The sequence below is a fragment of the Candidatus Limnocylindrales bacterium genome, from assembly GCA_035559535.1.
Classification (GTDB): domain Bacteria; phylum Moduliflexota; class Moduliflexia; order Moduliflexales; family JAUQPW01; genus JAUQPW01.
In genome coordinates this window covers 1-12,472 of the sequence record DATMBG010000024.1, presented here as the reverse complement: position 1 = coordinate 12,472, position 12,472 = coordinate 1, and the positions used below count along the sequence as shown (strand labels likewise).

The following is a 12,472-nucleotide window of genomic DNA, read 5'->3' as shown; positions in this document are numbered from 1 at the left end:
CCTCCCGCCCCTACACAGGAGAGGGGGAGTGAGGGCCTACGCGCCAAGACAGGATAAGAAGGTTAGCCCCGGCGGGGCAACCTGTGGGTAGTCCCTGGCGTAAACCAGGGGAAACTAAATCCTGTTCACGTAGGGGCATAGGTACCAGGATAAGGTTTGGGAAATTGGCCTGGAGATCTGTCGGTTCCCCTCTCTCGCAGCGTGGGAGAGGGGTCTGGGGTGAGGGAAAGAAGAACCTGTTATCCGCATAAGAATAAAAACTATCAACAGGTCGCCCTGCCATGGTTAATTTAAGAAAGCGGGGATGAAGGATAACTGCCAAAACATGAAAATTGCCTTTGCCCATGATTGGCTCAACGGGATGCGAGGGGGAGAAAAATGCCTGGAGGCTCTCTGTGAAATCTACCCCCAGGCGGTTCTCTATACCTTACTTTATGAGAAGGGAAAGCTGACCTCTACCATCGAAGGAAGGCGTATTTATACCAGTTTTATTCAAAGGCTTCCCTTTGTTTTCAAGAAATACCGGCAATATCTTCCCTTGTTTCCCACAGCCATAGAGCAATTCGACCTCAGGGATTATGACCTGGTGGTTAGTTTGAGCCACTGCGTGGCCAAAGGAATTTTAACCAGACCTGCCACCTGTCACATTTGTTACATTTTAACCCCCATGCGATATGCCTGGGACCTTTATCAGGACTATTTTGGTCGGGAAAAAATCCGGGGGTTTCAAAAATGGATGATTCCCTTTTTTCTCAATTATCTCAGAACCTGGGATGTAGCTTCCAGTAATCGGGTAGACTATTTTGTTGCGATCTCCGAGCATGTAGCCCGACGGGTACGAAAGTACTATCGGCGAGAATGTGACGTCATTTATCCTCCTGTGAATACCGGGTTTTATACCCCCGGTGCCCAGGATGGAGATTATTTCTTGATAGTTTCCGCCTTTGCCCCCTACAAGCGGATCGATCTCGCCATTGAGGCTTTCAATCGGTTAAAACTCCCCCTCAAGATCATTGGTAAAGGTCAGGAGGAGAAGGCTTTAAGACGATTGGCCGGAACTACCATTGAGTTTTTGGGTAGTCTTTCCGATGAGGAAGTCCGGGATTATTACCGCAGGTGTCGGGCGTTGATTTTTCCTGGGGAGGAAGACCTGGGGTTAACGCCCCTCGAAGCTCAGGCCACCGGACGACCCGTTATAGCCTATGCCCGGGGCGGTGTACTGGAAACCGTTATAGAGGGGGTTACTGGACTTTTCTTTCAGGAGCCAACTGTGGAAAGCCTCTGTCAGACCATCATTCGATTTAATCAGATGAGTTTTGACAAAACCAAAATCCGAGAGCAGGCCCTCCGATTTAGCAAAGAGCGATTTAAAGCAGAGATGAAAGCTTATATAGAAAATAAGGTAAAAGAGTATTTTCGTTAAACCTTGAATTCATGGTTTAGATAGGAGGATCGCATGAAAGAAAAATGGTTTTTAGGGATAGTCTTGGGGATAGCTCTTTGTACTTCCCCGGTAATAGCCCAAGAAAAAGTTGATAACTCCGAGAAATTGGGACAGGTTCACTTCCCCATTTCGTGTAATTCTGAGGTTCAGAAGCAATTCGAGCGTGCCGTGGCCCTGCTTCATTCCTTTTGGTTTGAAGAAGCAGGTAAAGCTTTTGCGGCTGTTACAGAGAAAGATCCAGATTGTGGGATGGGTTATTGGGGAATTGCCATGAGCTTCTATCATCCCCTTTGGGAGCCGCCCGGCGAGGCGGATTTGAAGAAAGGGCAGGAAGCCGTCGAAAAAGCCAAAGCATTGGGTGGAAAGACCCAACGGGAGCGGGATTACATTTCGGCTGTCGAGGTGTTTTATAAAGATGCCGACCGGCTCGATCACCGAACACGGGCCCTGGCTTATCAGAGGGCGATGGAAAAGGTTCATCTAAACTATCCGGAGGACAGGGAAGCAACGGCCTTTTATGCCCTTGCCCTTATTGCCACGGCGAGTCCAACCGATAAAACCTATACGAATCAGAAGAAAGCTGGAGAGCTTCTGGAGAAAATTTTTGCCCAAGAGCCCAATCATCCCGGGGCAGCCCATTACCTCATCCACGCTTATGATTTCCCACCCCTGGCAGATCGGGCCCTTACCGCGGCTCGGAGATACGCAAAGATTGCCCCCTCAGTTCCCCACGCCCTCCATATGCCGTCCCATATTTTTATCCGACTCGGCTTGTGGGATGAAGCCATTGCGTCCAGTCTTGCGTCTGCGGCTGCGGCAAAGGATCAAAACCTGATATTCGAACAATTCCATGCCCTGGATTATGGAGCCTATGCTTACCTGCAGCAGGCTAGGGATGCTGAGGTCAGGCGGATCCTCGAGGAGCTAAATACCGTCCAGGAGCCTGGAGAGAATATGGCCTTGGCCTATGCTGCTGCAGCCATCCCGGCCCGTTATACCGTTGAAACCCGACGTTGGGTTGAAGCGGCTTCCCTTGAGCCTCGCCCAGGTCGTTATCCGGCTGCGGAGGCCATAACCTATTTTGCCCGGGCCATCGGATCTGCACGGATGGGCGACACCGCCAAAGCTCGTGAAGCTGTTGAAAAGCTTCAGGCAATCCATGAAAAGCTCCTTGAAGCCCGGCAGACCTACTGGGTCGATCAGGTTGAAGTTCAGCGCAGAGCCGCGGCTGCCCTTCTGGCCCATGCCGAAGGAAAGAACGATGAGGCCTTAAAGCTGATGCGGTCTGCTGCCGATCTTGAAGATTCCCTGGGAAAACCCGGTGTAACTCCAGGTCCTATCCTTCCCGCACGGGAGCTCCTGGGAGATTTACTCCTTGAGCTTTATGAACCAGCCCGTTCCGCCCAGGCCATGGTCTGTGCCGACTTACTGGAAGATTCCTTTGTTGAGGCTCGGGAACCTGCGCAGGCTCTGGTCGAGTTTGAAACTTCCCTTAAAGCTTTCCCGAACCGTCTTCATGGCCTCTATGGTGCAGCCAAGGCGGCCGAACTTTCGGGGAATTACGAAAAAGCCAGGGAATTCTATACAAAACTCCTGGAGGTTTGCAGGTGTCCGGACAGTCAGAGGACCGAGCTTCGAGAAGCAAAGAAGTTTCTGGCCAGGAAGTGATACTACGGGCTTCATTGGAGGGCAGATTGAAAACGTATTTGTTTCCTTACTCAATCAAGATCATCATTCTGTAGCGCGTCATTTCGTATCGAATTCTATTGATGCCTCTCCTCAACCTCTACGCTCCACCAGGAGCAATCTGTTTGGAATCTGTCCTGGACAGGCCGTTCCTAACGGAGCTTCACACATAGGGTTGGGGAGCTATTTTGCTATAAACAGATTATCCCTAACAGAGTTTTAAGGAAGGTATATGAAAACTAACTTTACAAAGTAATGGTGTAAAAAAACAGTTAGGATTCTGACCCAGGCCCCCCGATAGGATAGAAAACCGTTTATCAAATCTGCAAGTTCGTAGATTCTCCGATCAGAGAAGACGCCGAAAGAGCCTCCAGAAGTACTTTCCGGTCAGTCGGATTGGCCGAATCAAATAATAAAGAAAAAAGAAAGATGCCGGTAGGGGTAGAAATTGATGGTCTTCGCGGGTCGGGGTTATGGCAAGATAGGGAAGATAAAGACCATATCGAACCCTGTCCTGTAAACGCTCCCGCATCTGGAGATAAAGGGGTTGGAAAAGGGAGGGTTCGAAAATTCCAGGTCGAGGGTTTGACTTCTGGAGAAGTTTGTTGGATAACCGCCGGGCAAGATTTTTTACCACCGGATCGGACAGCTTTTGAGAGATTTCCTGGGGAAGGGAAGTGCCCAGAAGATCGGTAGCTAAATAAAGGCCCAGCAACAAGGCCCGCTCTCCACCCAGGGTCCTGGCCTGTTCCAGTGTCCATTCCCAGTCTATGTCGGGATGGGTTCGAATCAGTTCGGCAATATCACAGATCCATCCTATCCTTTCCCATAAATGTTTGGCCCCATGTATACAGAGAATAAGGAGTAAATCCTCGGAAGAGAGCGTCAGAACCTGGGTACCCTGGAAAGATACCGGAGTAAGGCGACTCCATAAGGACTCCGGATCGGGGAAAGAGAGGTATTTCTGGGTAGTTGCCGTATGTAACTCTACCACCCCTATGCCATCGTCCCGGGTAAAGGGGAGTTGTCGATGGAATTCCAGATAAGCTTCTTCACGTGTGGAAAAGAAAGGATATTTCGGCCGGTACCCCTGGGAAATTAAAAGATCCTTGGCCTTCAAGATATCCTGCTTGCGGATTAAGATGTCCAGATCATCGAAGTGCCGAAAGGCAAGATTTCCATATGCAGACAGAGCCAGAATCGGTCCTTTGTAGGGAATCGCAGTAATTTTATGGACCTCCAACAGGCTCAAGAGTTTAAGCAGTTCTCCGGTCAGGAAAAGATTACGCCGGACATTACCATGAAAAAAGTCTCGTAGTTGATCCAGAATAGTTTTCGGAACAACTTCCGGGCAGAGGATGTTAAGGTGCCAGTACAAAAGCGGCGTCGTTCTGTGCAACAGCGCCGTCCGGAGCAAGTAATCCCAGTCTAACCCCTCCTGCGATATTCTCTTAATTCGTTCGGCCCTTTCAGGATCCATATGGGTCCTGGCACAATCCAGGAGTAGTTCGACTTCGGGGCGAATACCCCATATTGAAATTTTATTGGAAATTCCGGACAAGGTCTTCCTCCACCATCTGTACCACATTGAAGAGACTTGAAAGGGAACGCGGCCTCTTCAAGCGACGGATGGCTACTTTTTTAGCAAGGCTGGCACATCGCAGGAAGTGAGAAGAGACCTCTGAGGATCGAAGCAGTTTAATCCCATAGAAATGGCGTATCAGTTCTATTAAGGTTTCCTGAGGTTGGATAGATTCGATCTCAGGAATCTGGCCTTCGGCCAGGACATAGATACACCGCAGGGGTAAGGGATGAGGGGAAAACCCCTTTGTAATCCGCTTACCACGTTTTTCCAGATGAGGATGAAGGGAATATAGCATTCCCGGATCTTCTCCCAGAGCCGTGACTGCTTCCGGCCAAAGCTTGAGTTGTGGAAAACCCGGAAATACCAAGGGATGGTCTTTAGCTACCTCAACGGCCGTTATATCATCCGCCACTACCCCGTGCCCTCGGGCATACAGGGCAGCAACCGTAGTAGATTTACCCCAACCCGGCCCGCCTAGAAAAGCAATCGCAGCACCGTTCATCGAAACAGCACTGGCATGGAACACTAAAAGTCCTCGTTGATGGAGTAGTACTCTCAGAGCCGGTCCTAAGATGAAAAGCCGAAGAACCCGCTCCTCCACTCCTGGAACCGGGTCTATAAGAATTTCCCTCCCCCCTCGTATCAGGAACGTTCCGGCCTCTTCATAGAAAAGATAAATCCCTTCATCGGTCATCCAAAAATGACTCCTTCCATCCACCGGCTCCGGCAGACCGTATGCTACCTTTTCCAGACGAACCATGACATCTGCTTCCGCTTCACCCGGTACAAGCTCCGGTAAGGACAAAGTGGAGTGGACCGTCAGACCATATGCCAGATAAGAAAACATGCGCCTCTCCTCCGGGAAATTATACCAACCCGCAGAAATGGTAAATCCTCTCTATGCTCTCGTATCCTTCTGATTGAATAAACCGCCTAGCCTCATAAAGACCACAGTCTTTAATTTAAGAGAAGTCAATACGGTGAATAGACAATAGCTTTTATCATACCAACTCTCTATAATAGGGGATAACCATTAACTATATCGAAATTCCTGTACTTCTATAGTTACAGCAGGTAGCCTAAAGTTAGATCGACTGGAGGACCCTCCAAATATCTTGTAATCTGCTCCACGGTACCGTATACCGTGAGTTGAGGGGCATGATAAGGTTTCTTTGTCGGCTTCTCCTCTCCTTCAAACCCTAACAAATTCGCTTCCTCTTTTTTCATGGTCTTAAACTCCTTTCATGAAAAGGGTTGATGGTTATCTCGGGTTCCTATAAATTACTGGGTTTAGTTGCCGTTTCTCCACCTCCTTTCTGAAAGAATTCATGGAGTTAATCCGGTCTGGCGGAGCCACAAAGCTAACGTCACAGTTTTCCATACTGTAAGGGCACTGGAAGGATCTCTTTCATCCAGATATTGTTGATAAGCTTTACGTAGAGCAGGAATATCCACCTATTCCTCGACCCTGTTAGAGTTGTTCAGGATTACCTCTTCCAGACGTTCTCGCTCAAAGGCCAACAGCCCCTGGGTGAAGTTCGGGGCCAGGTTCGATTTGTCCCTTCGCCACTGGACTTCCACGGGCAAGACATCGGCCATAGCACGACGCAGAATAATTCGGGTCCAACCCCGGTAGAGTTTCTGTTCAGGAGGGAGGGCCAGGCAGAACTCTACCAATCGCCGGTCGAAGAAGGGATAACGGGGTTCGAGTGAAAAGGCCGCAGCAGCTTTATCGGCAACTTCAAGGGCAAAGGGAATAAGACCGGCCGTGAGCCGTCTCCAGTGATTCTCTCTTGAAGAGTAAGCCACATCCAGGTGTCCCTTCAGCAAGGTTTGGTAACGCTCTGTCAGGCCGATACGGGAGGCAAAATAAGGGTTAATAACCGTACCGACCATCCAATCCGGCCGGGCCCGTCCCCGGAGTACCCGCCAAACCTGTCGTATCGGTTTGGGCGTGAAGGGTCTAAGAACATACATTCGAAAAAGCCGCCAGGGTGAGCGATTAAAATACCGGGAGAGATCCTTAATTTCCATGATCAGGGAGTACCATTTTCCGGCACGGAAAAGTTCGGTTAACAAAGAAAGACCATGAGACACGGTGGTATCCCCATCCAGACCGTCCAGAAAGACTCGAACATTTTGTTGATGGGCGGCCTTGTATAGGCCCCAGTGTATGAATAAATTAGGGGTGTAGAAGGCTTCATCCTCATGCCAAAACATACGTTCCAGATCGGTTAAAGGGCTCAACCTATCTGCAGGAATATAGTGCGGCTTTAATCCGTCCTGAGCCAGAACGGCATTGATAAACGGCCGTTCGTCACATTGGGGAACCGTATCAAAGATGGCAGAAAACGTCTGTAATCCCCGGCTATGGTCCTGGGCCAGGATTTTCCGGGCCATACAGACAACGGAGGAGGAGTCTAACCCTCCGCTTAAGGTTGAGCCTATGGGAAAAGCACTTCGCAGACGACAACGAACTGCTTCCCTGAAGAGATCGTGGAAGGCTTCGGCATACTCTTCGTTTGAACCGTAGCGGATGTCATGGGTGGGATCCAGGGACCAGTAGGAGTGTATCGATACTTTCTCGCGGTCTACGGTCATACAGTGACCCGGCGGAAGACGGAAAATTTCCCGATAAAAGGTAATAATCTTGTCCTCCAGGATCGATACCAGGTAGTCGGCTACCCTTACTTCGTTAAGCCGTCGTGGTACCTCTGGAAGACAAAGAAGTGCTTTAATTTCAGAGGCAAAGGCAAAGATCCGATCAGAATGATAATAATAAAAAGGTTTAACGCCAAAGGGATCCCGGGCACAGAATAATACCTGCCTTCTGCGATCCCAAAGAGCAAAGGCAAAGTCTCCTAACAGCTTCTCTAGACAGTGTTCACCCCACTGCTCATAGGCCCTGAGAATCAACTCACCATCGGTAATTTCGTTGGACGGTGGGTCGGTAATCTCCAGGGTCGCTATCAACTCGTTGCGATTATCAATGCGGGCATCGGCAGTCAGGATAAAATCCCCGGTCTTGTTTGCCAGGGGAAGTTTTTCGTGAACAGACTCCGGGGTCGTCCACAGCCTTCCATGGCCGAGACCCATCGGTCCTTCCTGCCATGCCCCCGCACCGTCGGGTCCCCGATGGGCCAGGCTTTTTAACATGTGATCCAGATGCAGGGAATTTACAGGCCGGTTATCAGGATAGTAAATCCCAACGATGGCACTCATAACTTTTTCCCAGCCGGGGTAGATAACAGCGTATAGGAGGACAGATTTCCGCCACCTACCACGACCTTACCCCCACTCTCAGTCCAGGCATGGGCCTGCAATCGCCCATTTTTGTCTTTGGCAACACCGATGCGAAGGCAAGCAGGATGACCTTCCTGCTCAAGGAGTACCTGAGCGGCCAGAGCCTGAATCAGACAGGTCACTCCAGGTACATACCGACCGGCCACCCGGATGGCCCAGGCAATCCGCTCAAGGGATAAAGGATCGGCTTCTCGTAACCTTGCGGACTTCCATCGTATTCTCAGAAGAAGACCTTGCAGGGTTTGAAAGGCCAGCAACCATAACCCTAACCGGATTACCCCAAGCAGAAGCGCAGCTTTAATCAGGAGATGTCGATCCCGAGAGGGAAGGGACAAGAACCTATACAACCGTTTCATTCTTTACCTCGATGAGACCTTTGCCTGCCAGCTCCTGAAGCAGCACGAGTAAATCACGCTCACAACGCTCCTCTTCAACGTCGTACTCCCTCAAAAGGACTCCACGAATTTCGTCCACGGTTGTCGGTTCCTGGATAAGATTCCAAATCCGGGTCCCTACAGGATTCAAACCGTAATATATCCCATCCTTGAGATGCAGGATAACCATCTCCCCGGCCAGCTCGCAGGAAACCAGGTCTTTAACTGCTACAACAACTGAGTATCTGTATAGAGGATTCTCCATGTTGGAAACCCCGTTTCTCTAAACGTATCCCTTAATTTTTGTTTGTCCTGTATAGAACAAAATTTATCAATCCGTCAAGGGATTTTTTTAAAATTTTTAGCCAAAAGCCTCCTTCGGCCAACCTTTCCCGTTGGGAACAAATCCCTGGGTAACTACGTCTTATTTATCAGATTCGGTAAAATCTCCGGTAAAAACTTTCGGTAGAATTTTAAAAAACTGAAGCTTCTGTGAAAAAGAGGTATTTCCTGCAGTTTTTTCCTTCAAAAAGGAGGTTTTGGATGAAACAGCTTATTTGGAAAGTAACGGTGATAGGCATTCTGGTGGTGGCTGTATTATCCTCCTTCAGTTTCCAGGTCCAGGCTGCCGGAAAAAAGAAAAAGATATCGAGCCCAACCGGGCATAAAGTAACGATTTGCCATAGGACGGGCTCTAAAGAAAACCCCTATAGAAGAATTACTATCAGTTCCAATGCCTTGGATTCGCATCGGCGCCATGGAGATATTATTCCGGCTCCACCGGGAGGATGCCCTACCGGGCTTTAAGAACGATGAAACTAATGAGAGAAACCATCATCTTAAGAGATAGATCCATAAACAAAACTTTTGCCACAAGCGTGGGAAAAAATGACTGAAGGAGAATAACCGGTTAGAAACCCGAGAGTCAGAACTCAGAAGCTGGAAAACGGCAGACTTTTGCTTCAAAAAATAAGCTGACCCTGACCCTTTTCCGGGTTGGAGCCATGGCGTTAAGTCAAGGCTCTTTTCTCTGAAGGTCAGGGGAAAGGCCAAATCCGGTTATCGGATATCGGGCAGGCTGGTATGGCTTCTGAGTTCTGATTCCTGAGCAGGCGAGTCCAGGAGGAATAAGCTATGAAGAAAAATATCATCATCTTACTGCTGGCGCTCCTTCTTTCTTCGGTGGTAGCACCCTCGGTCGCGTCAGCACATCCCAGAACCCGGGTCATTATCGTTGATAGGGGTTATCATTCAAGAGCTGCCATTAAGGCAGCCCAGAGGGTCCTTCGGGCAGAAGGGTTATATTATGGGCCTATTGACGGAATTCTGGGTCCCGCCACACGGGAGGCTATTCGGAAGTACCAGTATCGGCATTATCTTCGGGTCACCGGGCGCCTGGATCGACCCACCATTCGGGCTATGGCGTTGAATCTCTGATCTTAGGATGGGGACTTTCGGACAAAGGGATGTATGGGAGTGTGGGGGTAGAAGATAGAACTTCCACACCCCTATACTCCCACCTTCTCCATATTCCTGCGTCCCACATTCCCAAAGTCTCCTGGTTTTAAGGTTCCACCCAGAATTCCGATTGAACCGGGATTGCTTTATTTCCGGCAAGGTCCGAAGCTTGAATTCTGAGGGTATGTTTACCCGGCCTTAAAGGTCGCTCCGGCACAAAGGCTACTTTGTCACGGTCGGGGTCGTATTCGGCCTCTACCCGAACCCCATCCAGTTCCATAAGGATAGAATCTTCATCCACGCCCTTACCCCGATCTTTAATAATGGCAGAGATTTCAGAAAGAGTGCCCTTGACTTTACTGTCAGGAGCGGGTCGAAGATCGGAAATAACCGGAACGGCATTATCTATACGAAGGGCATAGGTCGCCAAAAAATTGACTTCGGCAGAGACGGTTCGATGAGGGAGATTAAGCCGGTCATCCAGATAATCCCAATGCCTTTGGAGGGGGTCCCAGCGATAAACCCCCAACTTCTTGAGATCCTGGATCTGGGTCGGATAGCGGATTCCAACCGTTGCTTTCCGCTCCAGGGGTATTCCACGAGGACGAAACTCGTAAACCGGAGAAACCAGTGGCAAATCGGCTTCTTCTTGATAATCAGTTTCGGGAACAATGGTAATAAAGGTATCTTCGTAGAGAGCCCCTGGGGGGAAGGAGATAAACGTATCTTCCCCCCAACGGGCCGTCCCACCCTTCTGGGCAAAAATAGTTTGGACCAGGAAGAATTCGCGGACTTGATAAGTCTTTCCCGACCGGTCTGTTCCGGAAACTGTAATCTCGGCCTGTCCATCCAATCCTGGAATTAAATCATAGGTTCCCACAAATCTACCCGGCCTCTTTGAATCGGAAGATCCAATCTGACGAACCGGAACCTGGACTTTTTCCCCACCCTCTTGTTGTACGATTACTTCAGGGAAGGTACTCAAGGGCATGCCGGGAAGAATCACAATCTCAATAAAATTTCCAAAATCACGCAAACCGACGGTTATTCCCTGAAGCGATCCGGGAGCCCTGGAAGGCCGAGAAGAGTTGGGTTCCATAGCCGTGCCTGCCGGGCTTCTGATACTCTGTTGTATAGCCTGCGCTTTGTCTCCGCGTCTCCGTACTTCCGGGTTCTCACGGGGTGAGACATTTACACGTTCTACTTCGTGAACGACTCTGACCTTAAAAGTAGCCACAGCCTTATGACCAACGGCGTCTTCTGCTTGAATCTCGACGGTATGAAGACCTTCGGCTTCCTGATCTGTGTCCCAGATACCTCCCTTTCGGTTAAAACTTTTTGCATAGGGCATATGACCATAGGGATTGTAAAGCTTATAATAATATTGGGCCGGATAATAGCGGGTTTTATTGAAGTCATAGATCAGACCCACCCGATGGTTGGTTTTAAAAGTAAAGGTATCAAAACGGACTCCATACAGGGGTTTTCCATCGATGAGCAACTGCATGGCCTGTACACTACAATGATTCTCGGCCCCGATTTGGTCGTACATGGCTGCCCGAAACTGAATACGCCCCGACACCTCAGGTACTTCCCGCAGGGTATATTCAGAACCTGCTTTCTCAAATTTATATTCCCGGGGATCATGTTCCCCCTCCACATAAGATCCAGACCCCACAGGTTCCATCACGACCCTTTCGATTACCGGAGGTGTTTCATCTAAGTAATAAAAGCCGAGGGAGAAGGGATCCAGGGGATTTCCACCTCCTCTTCTGAGTTCGAAATGGAGATGGGGTAATCCGGCCCCCGTCTCGCCTGAGAAGGCAATGAGCTGACCCCGTCTAACCGCCTTCTCCAGAAATAAGTCACCGGGATATTTGGTTCCCTGGCTTCGCTGGGCTTGTTTGACAAAAGTTTCCAACCCCAGCCGCTCTTCCTCAAATTTGTCCAGGTGAGCATAGACACTCTCGATGCCATCTCTATGCCGGATGTAAAGGGCCTTTCCAAATCCTCGCTTCCGAACCGAGAGACGATAAATCACTCCGTCGTCTACTGCAAAAACTTTATAACCGATCTGACCGTTGGTTCGAAAATCAATTCCGCTATGAAGATGGGTTTCCCGAAAGTCACCAAAAACCGAGGAAAGACCTGCTTTGATCTCCAAAGGTGGGAACCAGCGTTCCGTGGCCGGCAATGAGGAATTATCTGATACCAGCAGGATACCGGCCAGCAAGGAGATCAGGATGCTAAAAATACACTTTCCTGAAACTCTTTTGTAACGGTTCAACCAGATCATGATTCCTCAGGCTCCTATTTCGGGTTCGTGACCCCTTTTTTCTTATTCCCGGGCGGAACCTCAACGTCGTTTAACTTGAGAACGAGTAAAAAAGGTCGAACCCGGGTAAACAGGCCCCTTTTTAGCTCTGCCGGGGCTGTTCAAACCTGAAACCAACGGCAGGGAGGCGAAACCCTGAACAAGACGCCGGCAACAAGATATTCTACTACACTGTTTACTTAGTTTTGTTTAACGTTTAAGTGGCCCTCACCCCCGACCCCTCTCCCCTCACCCCCATTCCCCCCTAGCCCCCCAGTTCCCCCTCTGTAGGGGCGGGAGGCCTCCCG

General features: G+C 49.6%; 12 protein-coding genes. 4 read left to right on the top strand and 8 right to left on the bottom strand.

Features of this window, described 5'->3' with window-relative positions:
* Positions 1-325: 325 nt before the first annotated feature.
* A complete protein-coding gene (locus VNM22_08340) occupies positions 326-1,423 on the top strand; it encodes a glycosyltransferase (GenBank protein HWP47153.1) in 1,098 nt (365 codons plus the stop codon).
* A 33-nt stretch (positions 1,424-1,456) separates the two neighbouring features.
* On the top strand, positions 1,457-3,112 hold the full coding sequence (locus VNM22_08335) for a hypothetical protein (protein ID HWP47152.1): 1,656 nt from the start codon (positions 1,457-1,459) through the stop codon (positions 3,110-3,112).
* 364 nt (positions 3,113-3,476) lie between these two features.
* Here VNM22_08335 and VNM22_08330 read toward each other — a convergent pair whose 3' ends face one another.
* The 7 genes from VNM22_08330 to VNM22_08300 all read right to left on the bottom strand — a co-directional run bounded on the left by VNM22_08330 (position 3,477) and on the right by VNM22_08300 (position 8,657).
* Positions 3,477-4,691 (bottom strand): nucleotidyltransferase family protein, encoded by a 1,215-nt coding sequence (locus tag VNM22_08330; GenBank protein ID HWP47151.1) that lies wholly within the window; start codon positions 4,689-4,691, stop codon positions 3,477-3,479.
* Complete coding sequence (locus tag VNM22_08325; protein ID HWP47150.1) at positions 4,672-5,562, bottom strand: hypothetical protein; 891 nt, start codon at positions 5,560-5,562, stop codon at positions 4,672-4,674. The genes VNM22_08330 and VNM22_08325 overlap by 20 nt, the downstream gene beginning before the upstream one ends.
* Positions 5,563-5,780: 218 nt before the next feature.
* Positions 5,781-5,942, bottom strand: a complete 162-nt coding sequence (locus VNM22_08320; protein HWP47149.1) for a hypothetical protein — start codon at positions 5,940-5,942, stop codon at positions 5,781-5,783.
* A 99-nt stretch (positions 5,943-6,041) separates the two neighbouring features.
* On the bottom strand, positions 6,042-6,170 hold the full coding sequence (locus VNM22_08315; GenBank protein ID HWP47148.1) for a hypothetical protein: 129 nt from the start codon (positions 6,168-6,170) through the stop codon (positions 6,042-6,044).
* Positions 6,171-7,937, bottom strand: a complete 1,767-nt coding sequence (locus VNM22_08310; GenBank protein HWP47147.1) for a lasso peptide isopeptide bond-forming cyclase — start codon at positions 7,935-7,937, stop codon at positions 6,171-6,173.
* Positions 7,934-8,374: a lasso peptide biosynthesis B2 protein gene (locus VNM22_08305; GenBank protein ID HWP47146.1), complete on the bottom strand. Its 441-nt coding sequence runs from the start codon at positions 8,372-8,374 to the stop codon at positions 7,934-7,936. The genes VNM22_08310 and VNM22_08305 overlap by 4 nt, the downstream gene beginning before the upstream one ends.
* Positions 8,358-8,657, bottom strand: a complete 300-nt coding sequence (locus VNM22_08300; GenBank protein ID HWP47145.1) for a PqqD family protein — start codon at positions 8,655-8,657, stop codon at positions 8,358-8,360. Before VNM22_08300 ends, VNM22_08305 begins: the two co-directional genes overlap by 17 nt.
* 278 nt (positions 8,658-8,935) lie before the next feature.
* On the opposite strand from VNM22_08300, the gene VNM22_08295 reads away from it, so the two are divergent.
* Positions 8,936-9,199: a hypothetical protein gene (locus VNM22_08295; protein ID HWP47144.1), complete on the top strand. Its 264-nt coding sequence runs from the start codon at positions 8,936-8,938 to the stop codon at positions 9,197-9,199.
* 327 nt (positions 9,200-9,526) lie between these two features.
* Positions 9,527-9,829, top strand: coding sequence for a peptidoglycan-binding domain-containing protein (locus VNM22_08290; GenBank protein ID HWP47143.1), 303 nt, complete (start codon positions 9,527-9,529; stop codon positions 9,827-9,829).
* A gap of 127 nt (positions 9,830-9,956) precedes the next feature.
* On the opposite strand, the gene VNM22_08285 is transcribed toward VNM22_08290, so the two are convergent.
* Entirely contained in the window at positions 9,957-12,146 is a 2,190-nt protein-coding gene (locus tag VNM22_08285; protein ID HWP47142.1) for a M23 family metallopeptidase, read from the bottom strand.
* Between the last annotated feature and the right edge of the window lie 326 nt (positions 12,147-12,472).